This is a genomic window from Gordonia spumicola, from assembly GCF_009932475.1.
GTDB lineage: Bacteria > Actinomycetota > Actinomycetes > Mycobacteriales > Mycobacteriaceae > Gordonia > Gordonia spumicola.
In genome coordinates, this window is the sequence record NZ_BJOV01000005.1 from 679,733 (window position 1) to 697,475 (window position 17,743).

Sequence of the window (17,743 nt, forward strand, 5' to 3'; positions counted from 1 at the left end):
ATGGGGGACAACGCAGGGCGCCGGGACCGGCGCGGACAAATAGGTCGACTCGGTGAGGACGTCGCCGCCGACTACGTCGGCCGACTCGGGTGGCGGATTCTCGCTCGCAACTGGCGGACGCGGTACGGCGAACTCGACCTGATCGCCGCGGACGGGACGACGCTGGTCGTCGTCGAAGTGAAGACGCGTGCCAGTCGCACATTCGCCGATCCGGCGGCGGCCGTCACTCCGCAGAAGTTGCGGACGATGCGTCTGGTCACCAGGCAGTGGCTCGCCGAGCAGGGCGAGTTCTGGCCGGTCATCCGGTTCGACATCGTCGCGATCCAACTCGACATCGCCGATCCAGAAGACCTGGAACGGGCGACGCTGTCGCATCACACGGGGATCGTCGAATGAGTGTCGTCACCGATCTGGGGCGAGTCCACTCGGTCGGGCTGAACGCGTTCGCCGCGGACGTCGTCGAGATCCAGGCCAACATCAGCAGCGGACTGCCTGGCTTCCGGATCAGCGGAAGCGCGGACACATCGCTGAAGGAGGCCAAAGAGCGGGTGCGCGCGGCCGTCAACAACAGCGGCTTGAAGTTCCCGGAGAAGCAGGTCACCGTCGCGTTGGCTCCGGCGAATCTCCCGAAGTCGGGAGCGGGGTTCGACCTCGCGATGGCCGTCGCGGTGCTCGTCGCGACCGGCCAGGCGCTCACCACGCTGCTGTCGGGCACCGTGATGATCGGTGAACTGGCGCTCGACGGCCGACTCCGGTCCACCCGAGGGGTGCTTCCTCTGCTCCTCGGCGCCCGGGACGCGGGTTTCACGCGGGCGGTGGTGCCGACCGAGAACGTCGCCGAAGCCGTTCTCGTCGACGGCATCGAGGTCGGCGGAGCGGACTCGCTGTCCGACGTCGTCGCCTGGCTCGCCGGGAACCTCGTCCTCGACACCGTGCACGACGGTGGACGCACTCCGGAGCCGTCGTCGGTTCCGGACATGACCGACGTCGTGGGTCAGCCCGCCGCACGGCACGCGCTCGAGGTCGCGGCGGCGGGCGCCCACCACATTCTGATGACCGGCCCGCCCGGGATCGGCAAGACGATGCTCGCGTGTCGACTGCCCGGGATACTGCCGCGGCTGTCGCACTCGGAGTCGCTCGAGGTGACCGCGATCCACTCGGTCGCCGGGATCCTGCCTGCCCATCGGCCGCTCGTCGTCACGCCGCCGTTCGTCGCACCGCATCACAGTGCGAGCATCACGGCGTTGCTCGGCGGAGGGACGGGGATGGCACGACCGGGCGCGGTGTCGCGGGCCCACCGCGGTGTGCTGTTCCTCGACGAGTGCGCGGAGATGGGTTCGAAGGTGCTCGACTCGCTACGTCAGCCGCTCGAGGACGGGACGGTACGCGTGGCGCGACGTGACGGGACCGCGGTGTACCCGGCTCGGTTCCAGTTGATCTTGTCCGCGAATCCGTGCCCCTGTGCGCCGGTCAACGACGTCGACTGCGTGTGCACGTCCATCGTCAGGCGTCGGTACCTCGGCAAGCTGTCGGGGCCGCTGATGGATCGCATCGACATCCGCGTGCAGATGGAGCCGCCCGGCGACACCGCGCTGATGACCGAGCAAGGGGAGTCGAGTGCGGTCGTCGGGGCCCGAGTGGCTCAGGCGCGCGAGGCGGCGCGCGACCGCTGGCGTGACCACGGATGGATGACCAACACCGAGGTTCCGGGCAGTGCCCTGCGGCGGCGGTTCCGGCTCGCGCCGGAGGCGATGAAACCGATCGAATCGTTCCTGCGCGAGGGACGGATCACCGCGCGCGGCGCCGACCGTGCATTGCGTCTGGCGTGGACGTTGACCGACCTGCGCGGCGGGACGTCGCCCGACGTGGACGACGTCGTGCAGGCGCTCATGTACCGAGATCGGGGGAGCGGCAGATGAGCGACGCGGACGAGCGCGAACGCCGGGCGTGGACGTACCTCGCGGGTGTCGCGGAACCGCCGTCGGCGGCCGTGATCGCTCTCGTCGACGCGATCGGCCCGGTCGACGCGGCGGATGCGATCGCGTCGCGGTCGGTCCCGCGGGGCCATTCGGCCGTACTCGGTGCCACCGAACCCCGGTATGCGACGGACACCGTCGACGCCGACCTGGCGACCTGCGATCGACTCGGCGTACGTCTGCTCACTCCGGCCGACGACGATTGGCCCGCGTGGCCGCTGTCGGCGTTGGACCGGGCGACCACGGCGGCGCGCGGCGGGAGACCGCTGGCCCTGTGGGTCCGCGGTCCGGCGCCTCTCGGGGCGCTCGGCGACGCGGCCGTCGCACTCGTCGGCTCGCGGGCGGCGACGTCGTACGGCGAGTACGTGGCCGGGCGGTTCGCCTCCGGTCTCGCGGCCCAGGGACGGGCCGTCGTGTCGGGCGGAGCCTACGGGATCGACGGCGCGGCCCACCGGGGTTCGTTGGCCGCGGGCGGACTCACCGTCGCGGTCCTCGCATGCGGCATCGACCGCGCCTACCCGAGCGGCCACGCCAGACTCCTGGAGGAGATCGGCGTGCGCGGGCTCGTGATCTCGGAGTACCCGCCCGGCACGACAGCGGCCAAGCATCGATTCCTCACCCGGAACAGGCTGGTGGCGGCCCTCTCGGGTGCGACGATCGTCGTGGAGGCGGGACGTCGCTCGGGTGCGACGAACACCGCGGCCTGGGCGACTCGACTCGGGCGTCCGCTCGGAGCGGTGCCCGGGTCGATCACGAGCGCGACGTCGGTCGGGACGCACGCGATGATCGCCGACGGGCAGGCGACGCTCGTCGCCGACGTCGACGCGGTGGCGTCCCTCGTCGCACCCGACGGCGAGGACCCCCGCGGGCCCGCTCCGATGCGGTCCACCGACGGCCTGCCGCGGGATCAGTTCCGGGTGATCGAGGCGATTCCGGCCCACGACGGCGTCTCGATCGACGAGATCGCCTTCAGCGCCGGGCTGCGGTCCGATGCGGTGCGACGTGCACTCGCCGGGCTGGACGTCGCGGGCCTGGTCGACGAGGACCGCGGCCTGTGGCGGCTGCGGAGGTGACCGCCCGCTCAGCTCGCGGTCGGCATCATCGCCACGTAGTCGACGTTGTCGAGTCGGATCCGCACCGCGAGGTCGCCTGACCACTCCACCGCGATGTCGTGGCGTTCGAGCACGGTACGTACCTCGGACATGAGGTCCCGCACGATCCGTTCGTACTGGGTGTCCTTCTCCGCGTCGGAGAACGCGACCCACTGCTCCTCGGTGAAGTAGGCGGGGAGGAACGCGCCGTAGCCGACGTACGTCTGCCTGTTGTCGAAGATGCCGTCGGTGTCCTGCGAGTGGTAAAAGACGTAGCCCCGCCACTCGCGGGAGTCGTCGCGTTCATCGAAGATCTCGGCACTGCCACAGGTCCCGCAGCACGTGAAGTCCTCACGAGCTACGACGCCGATGGTCGCGAGTTCGTCGAAGGCCTCGGTGAGGCGGGACTTCGGGGCGCCTCCCCACGACGCCTGCTGCTTGCGACGCTGGTCGATCACCGATTCGAAGAAGTCGGTCGCCGTCTCCTCCGAGACGCCCGCGGTGTCCAACTCCTCCTCGAAGAGTTCGAGGTACTCCTCGACGTCGTCGGTGGCGCGGAGGACGAGCTGCCACGTCTGATCGGTCAGGTACTCGCGGTCGTCGTCGGACAGCTTCCAGTCGGCTGGCACGGAGTACGTTGGCGGGGCACTGTAGAAGTCGACGCTCATAGTCCTCGTTGTACACCAGGCGGCCGACGATCGTCGGCCGGCCGTCAGATCTGTTTGTTAGGCTGTCCTAAATTAGTTCTCATTGATCTTTGGAGGTGCTTCATGGCGAAGCGACAGAACACGATGACGGTCCTGCGGTCGGAGGATCTGACCCCGCACATGCGGCGGGTGTGGCTCGGCGGCGACGGCTACGACGACTTCCTGGCGACCGGCGACACCGACATGTACGTCAAGATCATGTTCGCCGTCGACGGCCAGGACGATCCCGTGCTGCGCACGTACACCGTCCGTCACAACGACGAGCGGGCGCGAGAGATCGCCATCGACTTCGTGGTTCACGGAGACGAGGGCATCGCCGGTCCGTGGGCCGCATCCGTGCGGCCGGGGGAGACTGTCACCTTTCTCGGTCCCGGAAGCGGGTACGCGCCGGACGTCGATGCGCCGTGGCACCTGCTGGTGTCCGACGAGGCGGGCCTGCCTGCCCTCGCCGCGGCGCTCGAGGCACTCCCGGCAGACGCGGTCGCGAAGGTGTTCATCGAGGTGGCCGGGCCGGGAGACGAGATGGAACTCGCCGCGCCCGCGGGTGCCGACATCACCTGGGTGCACCGCGGCTCCGGATCGAACGAGGCTCCGGAGGAGCTCGCGGGCGACAACGCCCCCATCATCGCCGCGGTCAAGGCCGCCGAGTGGCTCGACGGCGAGCCGCAGGTGTTCATCCACGGCGAAGCGCAGGCCGTGATGAAGAACCTGCGCCCGTACGTCCGCAAGGAGCGGGGGGTCGGCGCGAAGCGGGCGGCGTCGATCTCCGGGTACTGGCGACGCGGGCGCACGGAGGAGGGCTTCCGTCAGTGGAAGGCCGAGCAGCGTCAGGCCGAAGCGTCGAGCTGATCACATTTCGGTACATGATGTCTTGAAATCGTGCTAGCCTCAATATCGAGTCACATTGTCTCGATATTGGAGTTGGCATGATTTCCTCGAATTCCCGCGGAGCCGTCGTCGCGACGGCGTCCGCACTGCTCGTCACGATGGCGGGCACCACCGTCCCCACCCCGCTCTACTCGATCTACGCCGGTCGACTGGGCTTCACCGGCCTCACGGTGACGCTCTTGTTCGCGGTCTACGCAATCGGCGTCGTCGCCGCACTCACCGCGTTCGGGAGGCTGTCCGACGAGATCGGTCGCAAACCTGTGCTGTTGGCCGCGCTCGCGTGCGCAGGCGCCAGCGCGGTCCTGTTTCTGCTCCCGCAGTCGTTGCCGATGCTGTTCGCGGCGCGCATCGTCTCCGGGCTCGGCGCCGGACTGATGAGCGGCGCCGCCACCGCGGCGATCGTCGACCTCTTCCCGGCGGAACGCCGAGCCGTCGGAGGCGCACTCGCCGTCGGCGTGAACACGGGAGGACTCGCGGCCGGCACCCTGTTCGCCGGGATCGTCGCCGACCTCTCGTCGGCGCCACTGGTCGTTCCGTTCGCCGTTCACCTCGGCGTCTGCGTCCTCGCGTTCTGCGCCGTCTGGCGGTTCGCGCCTGCACCCGCGGTCGCGGGCCCGCTGCGCATCCGGCCCCGAAAGCTGCGCGTCCCGTCATCGATCCGCGGCGCGTTCGTCCGCGCGGTGCTCGCGGGCGGATCGGCCTTCGCCGTCGCGGGCGTCCTGACCGCGGTCTCCGCGCTCTTCCTCGTCCAGCACATCGGCATGTCGAGCCATGCGCTCGCCGGGTTCGTCGTCTGCCTGGTCTTCGCCGGAATGGCCGTGGGGCAGATCGCCGCACGCCGCTTCGCCCCGCGACGTGCGATGGCCGTCGGATGCGGCGGCCTGGCCGTCGGTGCGGTGATCCTCGGTGTCGCTCTGGGCGCCGTCTCGCTCACCGCGTTGATCCTGGCTGCCGTCGTGTCCGGCGTGTCCGGAGGGCTCTGCGTCAACGCGGGACTCGCCACGACCGTCGAAGTGGTTGAACCCGCTCGCCGTGGGGAGGTCTCGTCCTCGTACTTCGCGGGCCTGTACCTGATGCTCGCCGTCCCCGCGATCGGTGTCGGTGCGCTGTCGACCGGCGTCGGCCTCCGGACGTCCGGGCTCGTCTTCGCCTGCGTGGTCGCACTGGTCTCCGCCGCGATCGGACTCGTCGAAGCGGTGGGCGTCAAGCGCTCGTCGTCGGTGTTCGAGGCGGTCGGCTGACCTGGCGGCTGCTGCTACGGTGGCGATCATGACCAGAACCGCCGGGCGCCCTCGAAGTGAAGAGGCGCGCCTGGCGGTTCTGCACGCGGCCGACGACCTCCTCGTCGAAGGCGGCTACGCGAAGATGACCATGAAGGGCATAGCGGAGCGTGCGGGCGTCGGCCGCCAGACCATCTACCGGTGGTGGCAGTCGAAGGCGGAGATCCTTCTCGAGGCGAGCCGCTCCGATGCCGAGAGCGAACTCCGGACCGAGCCGCAGGCGACGCCGCACGACGACGTGGTGACGTTCCTGACCGCGCTCGTCGCGTTTCTCACCACCTCGGACGCCGGTCTCGCGTATCGGGCCCTCTTGGGCGAGGCGCAGCACGACGGGGCGGTCGCCGAACTGCTCGGCTCCGTCGACGTCCTGGGCGACGCGGCGGCCGCGGTGCTGAACAGGCTGCGCGATCGGGGAGAGTTTCACCGGAAGGTCGACGACCAGGTGACCGCCGAACTCGTCGGCCCCGTGGTGTATCGAGTGCTCGCGCACGACTGGCGCGGCGATCCGGACACGATCGCCGCGTCCGCGTCGGCCTTCCTGCGATACTGAACTCATGTCCGACGTCCTCGAGAGGTTCGCAGAGCACCTGCGATACGAGATGGGTCGGAGCGAACACACGATCCGCGCCTATCTCGGCGACGTGCGGGGACTGATCTCCTTCGCCGGGGCCAGGGGCGTGGAGCTGACGGCGATCGACCTGCCGCTCCTGCGGGCCTGGCTCGCCGAGCAGACCAGGCGGGGAGCGGCCCGCACGAGCATCGCGCGGCAGGTGTCGTCGGTGAAGACGTTCAGCACGTGGGCGGTGCGTGAGGGGATCCTCGCGTCGAATCCGGCACAGCGCCTGCAGGCGCCGAAGTCGCATCGAACCCTTCCGCACGTCCTCGCCCCGGAGGAGGCGGCAGCCGCGATCGTCGAACCCGCCGACCCGACGGATCCCGTCGCCCTCCGCGACCGGCTGATCGTCGAACTGCTGTACTCGTGCGGCATCCGGGTCGGCGAACTGTGCGGGCTCGACCTCGGCGACGTCGAGCCCGGCCGCCGGGTGATCCGAGTGATCGGCAAGGGCGACAAACAGCGGACCGTCCCGTACGGAGTCCCCGCGGACAAGGCGCTGACCGACTGGTTGCGTCACGGCAGACCCGCGTTGGCGACCGCCGCGTCGAACGACGCGCTGCTCCTCGGCGTCAAGGGCGGGCGGCTCGATCAGCGGATGGCGCGGACCGTCGTGCATCGGGCCACCGACGACGGCGACGGCGGATCGATCGGACCGCACGGACTGCGGCACAGTGCGGCGACCCATCTCCTGGAAGGGGGAGCCGACCTCCGCGTGGTCCAGGAGCTTCTCGGACACTCGTCGCTCGCGACCACCCAGCTGTACACACACGTCAGCGTGGAGCGGCTGCGGGCGGTGCACGACCAGGCGCATCCGCGGGCGTGAGAGGTTTCAGCCGCACGCGCAGGACTCCCAGCAGCCCGAGGGGATTCAGGTAGTCCGCGTCATGGCCGCCACCGCGTCGAGCACCCCAGTGCAGGCACGTAGCGGTCGGGCAGCCGGGATGGCCCGCGACGAGGACGCCGATCACTTCGCCGCGGCCAACCGAATCGCCCCGGCGCACCCGCGGTGTGACGGGCTCGTAGGTTGTGGTGACTCCGTCGGCGTGCCGGATCGAGACCACCGGCCGACCCCCGACGGGGCCCGCGAACTGGACTGTTCCCGATCGGGCCGCCAGTACCGCCGCATCCGCGGGCGATGCCAGGTCGACGCCGCGATGGCCGGACTCCCAGTGGTGCTCGGGCGGATCGAACCCGCGGGCGACCGATGGGCGGGGCGCCAACGGCCAGTCGTACCGCGTCTGGCCGCGCGACGCGGCCTGCGGGGCGGCGGCCACGCCGAGCAGGGTGGCGGCGGCCACGCTGCCGACGATCCGACGTCCTCTCATACAAGGTCAGACGCACCGCGTCTGACGGCGGTTCCACGACCCGCCGTCGCGGGCGTCGGCAGGCCGGGATTTGCCTGGTCGAAAAGGATCGGAGTAGTCTGACCGACGCACTCGGGCATGTCCCGGGTGACTTCGCGCGCCCGCGTGGAGCCCCGCGAGGGGAGACGAAGTGCCGTAGAGCGCGGTCCCGGATCACAGAGCAGTCCGGGTGCTCTATCCAGGCGGCGGGCGCCAGGGTCGGTCCCCAAAGGCGGGGTCGACGTCGAACTGCGAGAGAGGACACATTCATGGCTGTCGTGACCATGAAGCAGCTGCTGGACAGCGGCGCACACTTCGGACACCAGACCCGTCGCTGGAACCCGAAGATGAAGCGATTCATCTTCACCGACCGCAACGGCATCTACATCATCGACCTGCAGCAGACGCTGTCGTTCATCGACCGCGCCTACGAGTTCGTCAAGGAGACCGTCGCCCACGGCGGCACCATCCTCTTCGTCGGCACCAAGAAGCAGGCGCAGGAGTCGATCGCCGCAGAGGCGACCCGCGTCGGCATGCCGTACGTGAACCAGCGCTGGCTCGGTGGCATGCTCACCAACTTCCAGACCGTCCACAAGCGCCTTCAGCGTATGAAGGAACTCGAGGCCATGGAGCAGACCGGTGGCTTCGAGGGTCGCACCAAGAAGGAAATCCTCATGCTCACGCGTGAGAAGAACAAGCTGGAGCGCACGCTCGGCGGCATCCGCGACATGGCGAAGGTCCCCTCGGCCGTGTGGGTCGTCGACACCAACAAGGAGCACATCGCCGTCGGTGAGGCTCGCAAGCTGAACATCCCGGTCATCGCGATCCTGGACACCAACTGCGATCCCGACGTCGTCGACTACCCGATCCCGGCCAACGACGACGCCATCCGCAGCGCCGCTCTGCTCACCCGCGTCATCGCCTCGGCGGTCGCCGAAGGCGTGCAGGCACGTGCGGGCCAGGGCTCGGCGGACGCCAAGCCCGAAGCAGGCGCCGAGCCGCTCGCCGAGTGGGAGCAGGATCTGCTCGCCGAGGCGACCGCGCCGGTCGAGGCCGCGCCCGCCGAGGCTTCGGCCGACGCTGCCGCAGCTCCTGCCGCAGAATAAGGCTGCGGCGGGGTGACCCCCCGCCGCACACCGACCGACGAAAATCCTACGAAGGAGGCTCGCCTCGATGGCGAACTACACCGCTGCGGACGTGAAGCGTCTGCGCGAACTGACCGGTTCGGGCATGCTCGCATGCAAGAACGCGCTGGCCAACAACGACGGTGACTTCGACAAGGCTGTCGAAGAGCTCCGTATCAAGGGCGCCAAGGACGTCGGCAAGCGCGCCGAGCGTTCCACCGCCGAGGGCCTGGTCGCCGCTCGTGACGGCGTCATGATCGAGATCAACAGCGAGACGGACTTCGTCGCCAAGAACGACGAGTTCCAGAAGCTCGCCGACGACGTGCTCGGTGCGGCCATCGCGCTGCGTTCGAACGACGTCGACGCGCTGCTCGCGGCACCGCTCGGCGACGGCACCGTCGCCGACGCCGTCGAGGGCCTGTCGGCCAAGATCGGCGAGAAGCTGGTCCTGCGTCGCGTCGCCGCATACGACGGCAACGTCGCCGTGTACCTGCACAAGCGTGCGTCGGACCTGCCGCCGAGTGTCGGCGTCCTCGTCCAGTTCACCGGTGACGGCGAGGCTGCCGCGGAGGCCGCTCGCGGCGCCGCGATGCAGGTCGCCGCGCTCAAGGCCAAGTACGCCAGCCGCGACGAGGTCCCCGCCGAGCTCGTCGAGTCGGAGCGCCACGTCGCCGAGGAGACCGCGAAGGCCGAAGGCAAGCCGGAGCAGGCTCTGCCGAAGATCGTCGAAGGCCGCGTCAACGGCTTCTACAAGGACGTCGTCCTCGTGGACCAGGCGTCGGTCACCGACTCCAAGAAGACCGTGAAGGCGATCCTCGACGAGGCGGGCGCCGCCGTCGTCGCGTTCTCGCGCTTCGAGGTCGGCCAGTCCTAGAGGACTGACCCCCACGACCTCCGGCCCCGGACTCCGCTGAATCTCAGCGGAGTCCGGGGCCGGATTCGTCGTGCCCTAAGATGGAGAAGATTGTGTCCACTCTTGTCAGCGAAGGAAAAGATGAGCGACGCCGGTGTGATCGAGAACGGACGCGAGGGCTTCGGCAGGGTGCTGCTCAAGCTGGGCGGTGAGATGTTCGGCGGCGGCGGAGTCGGCTTGGATCCCGACGTGGTGGCGATGGTCGCCGATCAGATCGCGGAGGTCGTCGAATCGGGCGTCCAGGTCGGCATCGTGATCGGCGGCGGCAACTTCTTCCGTGGAGCCGAACTGCAGCAGCGCGGACTCGACCGCTCACGCTCGGACTACATGGGCATGCTCGGGACCGTCATGAACTGCCTGGCCCTGCAGGACTTCCTGGAGAAGCGGGGCGTCACCACCCGCGTCCAGACGGCCATCACCATGGGACAGGTCGCCGAGCCGTACCTGCCGCTGCGCGCGGTCCGTCACCTGGAGAAGGGCCGCGTCGTCATCTTCGGCGCGGGCATGGGCATGCCGTACTTCTCGACCGACACCACGGCCGCGCAGCGGGCGCTGGAGATCAAGGCCGAGGCCGTGCTCATGGCGAAGGCCGTCGACGGCGTCTACTCGGACGACCCGAGGGTCAACCCGGACGCGACCATGTACGAGCACATCACGCACCGCGAGGCCATCGAGAAGGAGCTGAAGGTCGCCGACGCGACCGCGTTCAGCCTGTGCATGGACAACAACATGCCGATTCTCGTGTTCAACCTGCTCGAACGAGGCAATATCGCACGTGCGGTCGCGGGCGAGAAGATCGGCACCCTCGTCAGCAGCTAGCCGACGAGATCAGACCACACCCCAACTTTCGACGAAGGAACGATTCGACCATGATCGACGAAGCTCTGCTCGACGCCGAAGAGAAGATGGAGAAGGCCGTCGCTCACGTCCGCGACGACATGGCGTCCATCCGCACCGGTCGTGCCAACCCGGCGATGTTCAACAAGGTCGCCATCGAGTACTACGGCGCGCGGACCCCGATCACGCAGGTAGCGAGCATCAACACGCCCGAACCGCGTCTGGTCGTCATCAAGCCGTACGAGGCGTCGACGATGAACGAGATCGAGACGGCGATCCGCAACTCCGACCTCGGTGTCAACCCGACGAACGACGGCAACGTCATCCGTGTGGCGATCCCGCAGCTCACCGAGGAACGCCGCAAGGAACTCGTCAAGCAGGCCCGCAACAAGGGCGAGGACGCCAAGGTCGCGATCCGCAACGTGCGACGCAAGGCCGCCGACGAGCTCAAGCGCATCCAGAAGGACGGCGAGGCCGGTGAGGACGAGGTGGTCCGTGCCGAGAAGGAACTCGACAAGACGACGCACACCTACACCGACGCCGTCGACGTCGCGGTGAAGAACAAGGAAGCCGAGCTGCTCGAAGTATGACGACTCCGTCGACGTCCAAGGCCGGACGTAATCTGCCCGCCGCGATCGGAGTGGGCGTCGGGCTCGGCGCGATGCTCATCGCGGTGTTGGCACTGGTGCCGACGGCCTTCTACGGCGTCGTCGGCGTCGCACTCGCCATCGCCACCTGGGAGGTGTGCAAACGGCTCCGTGACGGCGGCTACGACGTGGCGACGGTCCCGCTGCTCGTCGGCGGGCAGGGCGTGATCTGGGCGTCGTGGCCGTGGGGCATCGCCGGATCGCTTGTCGCATTCGTGATCACCGTGCTGGTGATGATGGTGTGGAAGCTCTTCGCGCAGGGGCTCAAGGCCGCGCCGGAGAACTATCTGCGCGACCTGTCCCTGTCGGTGCTCGTCCTCGCGTGGCTGCCGACGTTGGCGATGTTCGCGACCGAGATGGTCCGTCACGACGACGGCCGCTACCGGGTGTTCACGCTGATCATCGTCGTCGTGTGCTCGGACGTCGGCGGCTACGCCGCGGGCGTGCTGTTCGGCAAGCATCCGATGGCTCCGGCGATCAGCCCGAAGAAGTCGTGGGAAGGCCTCGGCGGTTCGCTCGTGTTCGCGACCGCGGGCGCCGTGTGTTGCGCGATCTGGCTCCTGGACACCCACTGGTGGGTCGGCCTGGCCCTCGGGCCGCTCCTGGTCATCGTGGCGACCACGGGCGACCTGGTGGAGTCGCAGTTCAAGAGGGACCTCGGCATCAAGGACATGGGCACGCTCCTGCCCGGTCACGGCGGTATCATGGACCGCTTGGACTCGCTTCTGCCGTCTGCGTTCGTTACCTGGGCGGTGCTCACGCTGCTGATGTAGTAGCGTTGCGACGTCACATCGGACACACAGATCGGGGATCGGCAAGTGGCACAACATGAATCGGCCCCCGTCGCGGAGACCGGTGCGGCGAAGGTCAGCCTACCGACGCTGACCGCGATGGTCGTCGGATCGATGATCGGGTCGGGCGTCTTCCTGCTCCCGCGACGATTCGCCACCGAGACCGGTGTCCTCGGCGCGATCATCGCCTGGACGATCGCGGGCGGCGGCATGCTGATGCTCGCCCTCGTCTTCCAGCGGCTCGCAACCCGCAAACCGGAACTCGACGCAGGCGTGTACGCGTATGCGAAGGACGGATTCGGCGACTACGTCGGCTTCAACTCGGCGTTCGGATTCTGGGCGTCGGCGTGCGCGGGCAACACGTCGTACTGGGTTCTCATCATGGCGACCACGAGCGCACTGTTCCCCGAACTCGGCGACGGTGCCACGCTCCTGTCGGTCGGACTGTCGTCGATCGGCGTGTGGCTGTTCTTCCTCCTGATCAGCCGGGGCGTGCAGCAGGCCGCGATCATCAACCGCATCGCGACCATCGCGAAAGTGGTGCCGCTCGTCGTCTTCATCGTCCTCGCGATCGTCATGTTCGACACCGGGTACTTCGCCGACAACTTCGCGGGCGGCAACGGCATCGACGTCGGCAGCCTGTGGGATCAGATCACCGGCACGATGCTGATCACCGTGTTCGTGTTCATGGGCATCGAAGGTGCGAGCATGTACTCCCGGTACGCCCGCAAGCGCGAGGACGTCGGTCGCGCGACCGTCCTCGGATTCATCGGAGTCCTCGGTGTGTTCGCCCTGGTCACGCTGGTGTCGTACGGATCGATGACACAGGGCGACCTGGCCGCGGTCGACCAGCCGTCCGTCGCGTCGGTGCTGGCGCACCTCGTCGGCGACTGGGGATCGGTGTTCATCCGCATCGGTGTGATCGTCTCCGTCCTCGGCGCCTACCTCGCGTGGACGCTGATGGCGGCGGAGATCCTCTACATCCCCGCACAGGCCAGCGACATGCCCGCGTTCCTCAAGAAGACGAACGCGAAGGGCGCGCCCATCACGGCGCTCGTCATGGCCTCGGGTTTTGTGCAGCTGCTGCTGATCTGGCTGCTGTTCGTCGACGACGCGCTCGACTTCATGCTCGACCTGACCGCGGCCCTCGCGCTCGTCCCGTATCTCCTCGTCGCCGCCTACGGGCTGCGCCTGGTGATCACCCGCGACACGTACGAGGACGGGCGGGACCGCACCAAGGACATGATCATCGCCTCGCTCGCGGTCCTGTACACGGCGTTCCTCGTGGTCGCGGCGGGTCTGGACAAACTGCTGCTCGCGTGCAGCCTGTACGCGCTCGGAACCGTCCTGTTCGTCATCGCGCGGCGCGAGAAGGGACTCAAGGTGTTCCGCCCGTTCGAGGCCGTGCTGTTCGCGGTGATCGTCGCGGGCGGTGTCGCAGGAGTCGTGCTGCTCGCGACGGGCGTCGACGAGATCGATCATCATCCCGAACCCGACCGCTATTCGGTCGTCCACGAATCAGATTGAACGAGAGGCCTCCCGCATGACCGACAACCCGTCGACCGCCTACGGTGTGCACTCCGAAGTCGGCACACTCCGCAAGGTCCTCGTCTGCGCGCCGGGACTCGCACACGAGCGGCTCACCCCGACGAACTCCGACGACCTGCTGTTCGACGACGTCCTGTGGGTCCAGAACGCCAAACGCGACCACTTCGACTTCATGAACAAGATGCGCGACCGCGGCGTCGACGTCGTCGAACTGCACAACGTGCTCGCCGACACCGTCGCCGATCCGGCCGCCCGCTCGTGGCTGCTCGACCGCAAGATCGTGCCGAACGAGGTCGGCGTCGGCCTGGTCGCCGAGACGCGTTCGTACCTGGACGGGCTCGGCTCGCGCGAACTGGCCGACCTGCTGATCGGCGGCATGTCGACCCGCGACCTGCCCGCCGACCTGCGGCCCGGATACGTGTCGCTGGCACGGGAGTCGGCGGGCGTCAACGAATACCTGATGCCGCCGCTGCCGAACACGCTGTACACCCGGGACACCACGTGCTGGATCTACGGCGGCGTCACGTTGAACCCGCTGTACTGGCCCGCCCGCCACGACGAGACGCTGCTGATGAAGGCCGTCTACGAGTTCCACCCCGACTTCGTCGGCTCGCCGGTCCGCTGGGGTGATCCGGAGAAGCACTGGGGCGCGGCGACGATCGAGGGCGGCGACGTCCTGGTGCCCGGCGACGGCGTGGTGCTGATCGGGATGAGCGAGCGGACCTCGCGCCAGGCGATCACCCAGGTCGCACTGGAACTGTTCGCCGCGGGCGACGTGACGAAGGTGATCGTCGCGGGGATGCCGAAACTGCGGTCGGCGATGCACCTGGACACGGTGTTCACGTTCGCCGACCGCGACCTGGTCACCGTGTACCCGAAGATCGTCGACTCGATCGTGCCGTTCACGATCGTGCCGTCCGACAACGCCGTCGGTCTCGACGTGATCGAAGAGTCCGAGCACTTCGTCGAGGTGGTCCGCAAGGCGCTCGGTCTCGACGTGCTGCGCGTCGTCGAGGCAGGCGGCAGCGAGTACGCGTCCGAGCGGCAGCAGTGGGACAGCGGGAACAATCTGGTGGCCGTCGAACCGGGTGTCGTCTTCGCATACGACCGGAACACGTACACGAACGCGCTCCTGCGGAAGGAGGGCGTGGAGGTGATCACGATCGTCGGAGCCGAACTGGGCCGTGGCCGGGGCGGCGGACACTGCATGACGTGCCCGATCATCAGGGACCCGCTTCCCGCGTGATCCGGGCGCCCGGAACGACGTGAGAGAATGGACGGCATGACGTCTCTGCCTCTCGTTTTCGACGCGCCCAAACGCGGGCTTCCGCCCAGGCACTTCGCGGACCTCGACGAGGCCGGTCGGATCGAGGCCGTCACCGGTCTCGGACTCCCGAAGTTCCGTGCGAACCAGCTCGCGAAGCAGTACTACGGCCGCCTGACCGGCGACGTCACCGAGATGACCGACCTGCCCGCGGACAAGCGCGAGGCCGTCGGCGAGGCGTTGTTCCCGACGCTGATGACACCGGTCCGTCACGTGGCGTGCGACGACGACTCCACCCGCAAGACGCTGTGGCGACTGCACGACGGGACGCTGTTGGAGTCGGTCCTGATGCGGTACTCGGACCGGACCACGCTGTGCATCTCATCGCAGGCGGGCTGCGGCATGGCGTGCCCGTTCTGCGCCACCGGCCAGGGCGGCCTCGACCGCAACCTGTCGACGGCGGAGATCGTCGACCAGGTCAGGGCCGCCGCGCGCGCCACCCGCGACGGCGACCTCGGTGAACCCGGCCGACTGTCGAACATCGTCTTCATGGGGATGGGGGAGCCGCTCGCCAACTACAAGCGAGTCGTCGACGCCGTGCGCAAGATCACCTCGCCCGCCCCCGAGGGTTTCGGCATCTCACAGCGGCACGTCACGGTGTCGACGGTGGGTCTGGCGCCCGCGATCCGCAAGCTGGCGGACGAGGGCTTCTCGGTGACGCTCGCCGTCTCGCTGCACACGCCCGACGACGAGCTGCGCGACACCCTCGTCCCGGTGAACAACCGCTGGTCGGTGGCCGAGGTGCTGTCCGCGGCCCGCTACTACGCGGACAAGACGGGCCGCCGCGTGTCGATCGAGTACGCCCTCATCCGCGACGTGAACGACCAGCCGTGGCGCGCCGACATGCTGGGGGAGAAGCTGCGCCGCTCGCTCGGTTCGCTCGCCCACGTGAATCTCATCCCGCTGAATCCGACGCCGGGGTCGGAATGGGACGCGAGCCCCCGCGACGTACAGGACGAATTCGTCCGCCGGGTCCGCGAACAGGGCATCTCCTGCACGGTCCGCGACACCCGCGGCCAGGAGATCGCCGCCGCCTGCGGCCAGCTCGCAGCCGACGAACGCTGATCCACGAGAAACGGCCGCCCACCTGCGAGAGGTGGGCGGCCGTTCGTCGTTCAGGGGGCGTCTAGCGTCGCCACGCACCCTTCTTGGGGATCATCTTGTAGCCCGCGAAGCCGATCAGGCCGACCGCGATCACGATGAGGTAGATGTCCTCGACATGGCCGTGGTGATTGCCCTTCAGCATCGCGAGGCAGATCAGACCCGAGATGAATGCCGCGATCGCGTACGTGCGCGGTGCGGTGCCGTGCCAGCCGAAGCGGGCCGACGGTGCGTCGGCCGGTTCGCGGACCCAGCCGGTATCGATCGCCTGGACCTCAGTACTTGCCACGTCCACTCCTTATGACAGCCGGTAGTAGTTGGGCTACAGCATAACCCGAGCCGGTGACGCGGTCGGCACTCGGTGCGCGACAATGGCGGGGTGACCACACGTGTGCTGATCCTCGGTTCGACCGGATCCATCGGAACCCAGGCCCTGGAAGTGATCGCCGAGCATCCCGAGCGGTTCGAGGTCGTCGGCCTCGGCGCGGGTGGCGGCAACCTCGACCTGCTCGAACGGCAGGTCGCCGCGACCGGGCTCCCCGCGTCGCGGACCGCGGTGGCCGATGCCGCCGCCGCAGGGGCGCTCGCGGACCGGCTCGGCTCGGGTGTGCTGGCGGGCGACGACGCGATGGTCTGGCTCATCGAGACAGCCGAGGCCGACGTGGTGCTCAACGGCGTCGTCGGAGCCATCGGACTCCGCCCGAGCCTGGCCGCCCTCGAATCGGGGGCCCGTCTGGCCCTGGCGAACAAGGAGTCGCTGGTGGCCGGTGGGTCGTTGGTGCTGGACGCCGCCGCGCCGGGCCAGATCGTCCCCGTCGACTCCGAGCACTCGGCCATCGCGCAGTGCCTGCGCGGCGGATCGGCGAGCGAAGTGGACCGCCTGGTGCTGACCGCGTCGGGCGGACCGTTCCGCGGCTGGACCGCCGATCAGGTCGCGCACGTCACGCCGGAGCAGGCGGGCAAGCATCCCACCTGGTCGATGGGTCCGATGATCACGCTGAACTCGGCGACACTCGTGAACAAGGCGCTCGAAGTGATCGAGGCGCATCTGCTGTTCGACGTCCCGTACGACCGGATCGACGTGACCGTGCACCCGCAGTCGATCGTGCACTCGATGGTCACGTTCGTGGACGGGGCGACCATCGCGAAGGCGTCGCCGCCCAGCATGAAGCTCCCGATCGCGCTCGCGCTCGGCTGGCCGGACCGGGTTCCGGGGAGTTCCACGCCGCTGAGCTGGTCGGAGGCCGCCGCGTGGACGTTCGAACCCGTCGACGACGCCGTCTTCCCGGCGATCTCGCTCGCGCGGGAGGCGGGGACGCGGGGTGGAAGCCTGACCGCCGTGTACAACGCGGCCAACGAGGTCGCCGCCGACGGGTTCTTCGCCGGGCGCATCTCGTTCCCTCGGATCGTCGGTGTCATCGGAGACGTCCTCGCGGGCGCGGATCAGTGGTCGGCGCGGCCGGGTACCCTGGACGACGTCCTGGCGGCGGACCGGTGGGCACGCGAACGCGCTGCCGAACTGGTTGCTGCTGCCTCGTAGTCCTTCACACGACTGGA

General features: G+C 68.7%; 19 protein-coding genes. 16 read left to right on the top strand and 3 right to left on the bottom strand.

From position 1 onward, the window contains the following. Genes GYB83_RS14425 through dprA form a run of 3 tightly spaced genes read left to right on the top strand, consistent with a single transcriptional unit; the run spans window position 1 to window position 3,049 of the window. On the top strand, window positions 1-396 hold the full coding sequence (locus GYB83_RS14425; RefSeq protein ID WP_161896127.1) for a YraN family protein: 396 nt from the start codon (window positions 1-3) through the stop codon (window positions 394-396). Further along, complete coding sequence (locus GYB83_RS14430; RefSeq protein ID WP_161896128.1) at window positions 393-1,919, top strand: YifB family Mg chelatase-like AAA ATPase; 1,527 nt, start codon at window positions 393-395, stop codon at window positions 1,917-1,919. The genes GYB83_RS14425 and GYB83_RS14430 overlap by 4 nt, the downstream gene beginning before the upstream one ends. After that, on the top strand, window positions 1,916-3,049 hold the full coding sequence (gene dprA / locus GYB83_RS14435) for a DNA-processing protein DprA (RefSeq protein WP_161896129.1): 1,134 nt from the start codon (window positions 1,916-1,918) through the stop codon (window positions 3,047-3,049). Before GYB83_RS14430 ends, dprA begins: the two co-directional genes overlap by 4 nt. Before the next feature lie 8 nt (window positions 3,050-3,057). Here dprA and GYB83_RS14440 read toward each other — a convergent pair whose 3' ends face one another. Next, window positions 3,058-3,735: a DUF6891 domain-containing protein gene (locus GYB83_RS14440; protein ID WP_161896130.1), complete on the bottom strand. Its 678-nt coding sequence runs from the start codon at window positions 3,733-3,735 to the stop codon at window positions 3,058-3,060. A gap of 102 nt (window positions 3,736-3,837) precedes the next feature. Here GYB83_RS14440 and GYB83_RS14445 point away from each other — a divergent pair, with 102 nt between their 5' ends. The 4 genes from GYB83_RS14445 to GYB83_RS14460 all read left to right on the top strand — a co-directional run bounded on the left by GYB83_RS14445 (window position 3,838) and on the right by GYB83_RS14460 (window position 7,381). After that, window positions 3,838-4,623 carry a siderophore-interacting protein gene (locus tag GYB83_RS14445; protein WP_161896131.1) on the top strand — a complete coding sequence of 262 codons (786 nt, stop codon included), beginning with the start codon at window positions 3,838-3,840 and terminating at the stop codon, window positions 4,621-4,623. A gap of 77 nt (window positions 4,624-4,700) precedes the next feature. Further along, window positions 4,701-5,903, top strand: a complete 1,203-nt coding sequence (locus tag GYB83_RS14450; RefSeq protein WP_161896132.1) for an MFS transporter — start codon at window positions 4,701-4,703, stop codon at window positions 5,901-5,903. Between the two features lie 28 nt (window positions 5,904-5,931). Beyond that, window positions 5,932-6,492 (top strand): TetR/AcrR family transcriptional regulator, encoded by a 561-nt coding sequence (locus tag GYB83_RS14455; protein WP_161896133.1) that lies wholly within the window; start codon window positions 5,932-5,934, stop codon window positions 6,490-6,492. Window positions 6,493-6,496: 4 nt separating this feature from the next. Further along, window positions 6,497-7,381, top strand: coding sequence for a tyrosine recombinase XerC (locus tag GYB83_RS14460; protein WP_161896134.1), 885 nt, complete (start codon window positions 6,497-6,499; stop codon window positions 7,379-7,381). Here the strand turns inward: GYB83_RS14460 and GYB83_RS14465 are convergent. Further along, a complete protein-coding gene (locus GYB83_RS14465; RefSeq protein WP_161896135.1) occupies window positions 7,329-7,883 on the bottom strand; it encodes a M23 family metallopeptidase in 555 nt (184 codons plus the stop codon). The two genes, GYB83_RS14460 and GYB83_RS14465, sit on opposite strands and share 53 nt — an antisense overlap. A gap of 287 nt (window positions 7,884-8,170) precedes the next feature. Here GYB83_RS14465 and rpsB point away from each other — a divergent pair, with 287 nt between their 5' ends. From rpsB to rlmN, 8 genes are all read left to right on the top strand, one after another. Beyond that, on the top strand, window positions 8,171-9,007 hold the full coding sequence (rpsB, locus tag GYB83_RS14470; protein ID WP_161896136.1) for a 30S ribosomal protein S2: 837 nt from the start codon (window positions 8,171-8,173) through the stop codon (window positions 9,005-9,007). Between the two features lie 67 nt (window positions 9,008-9,074). Beyond that, window positions 9,075-9,899 (top strand): translation elongation factor Ts, encoded by an 825-nt coding sequence (gene tsf / locus GYB83_RS14475; RefSeq protein WP_161896137.1) that lies wholly within the window; start codon window positions 9,075-9,077, stop codon window positions 9,897-9,899. A gap of 120 nt (window positions 9,900-10,019) precedes the next feature. Beyond that, window positions 10,020-10,757 carry a UMP kinase gene (gene pyrH / locus GYB83_RS14480; RefSeq protein WP_161896138.1) on the top strand — a complete coding sequence of 246 codons (738 nt, stop codon included), beginning with the start codon at window positions 10,020-10,022 and terminating at the stop codon, window positions 10,755-10,757. A 50-nt stretch (window positions 10,758-10,807) separates the two neighbouring features. Then, window positions 10,808-11,365 (top strand): ribosome recycling factor, encoded by a 558-nt coding sequence (gene frr, locus GYB83_RS14485; RefSeq protein WP_161896139.1) that lies wholly within the window; start codon window positions 10,808-10,810, stop codon window positions 11,363-11,365. Further along, the gene (locus GYB83_RS14490) at window positions 11,362-12,195 is read left to right on the top strand and encodes a phosphatidate cytidylyltransferase (RefSeq protein ID WP_161896140.1); all 834 of its coding nucleotides are present in this window, start codon (window positions 11,362-11,364) and stop codon (window positions 12,193-12,195) included. The genes frr and GYB83_RS14490 overlap by 4 nt, the downstream gene beginning before the upstream one ends. 45 nt (window positions 12,196-12,240) lie before the next feature. Next, window positions 12,241-13,740, top strand: coding sequence for a basic amino acid/polyamine antiporter (locus GYB83_RS14495; RefSeq protein WP_161896141.1), 1,500 nt, complete (start codon window positions 12,241-12,243; stop codon window positions 13,738-13,740). 16 nt (window positions 13,741-13,756) lie between these two features. Further along, the gene (locus tag GYB83_RS14500; RefSeq protein WP_161896142.1) at window positions 13,757-15,007 is read left to right on the top strand and encodes an arginine deiminase; all 1,251 of its coding nucleotides are present in this window, start codon (window positions 13,757-13,759) and stop codon (window positions 15,005-15,007) included. Between the two features lie 36 nt (window positions 15,008-15,043). After that, window positions 15,044-16,150, top strand: a complete 1,107-nt coding sequence (rlmN, locus tag GYB83_RS14505; protein WP_161896143.1) for a dual-specificity RNA methyltransferase RlmN — start codon at window positions 15,044-15,046, stop codon at window positions 16,148-16,150. Window positions 16,151-16,211: 61 nt separating this feature from the next. Here rlmN and GYB83_RS14510 read toward each other — a convergent pair whose 3' ends face one another. After that, on the bottom strand, window positions 16,212-16,475 hold the full coding sequence (locus GYB83_RS14510) for a DUF2631 domain-containing protein (protein ID WP_161896144.1): 264 nt from the start codon (window positions 16,473-16,475) through the stop codon (window positions 16,212-16,214). Between the two features lie 90 nt (window positions 16,476-16,565). On the opposite strand from GYB83_RS14510, the gene dxr reads away from it, so the two are divergent. Beyond that, window positions 16,566-17,726: a 1-deoxy-D-xylulose-5-phosphate reductoisomerase gene (gene dxr / locus GYB83_RS14515; RefSeq protein WP_161896145.1), complete on the top strand. Its 1,161-nt coding sequence runs from the start codon at window positions 16,566-16,568 to the stop codon at window positions 17,724-17,726. The last annotated feature ends 17 nt before the right edge of the window (window positions 17,727-17,743 follow it).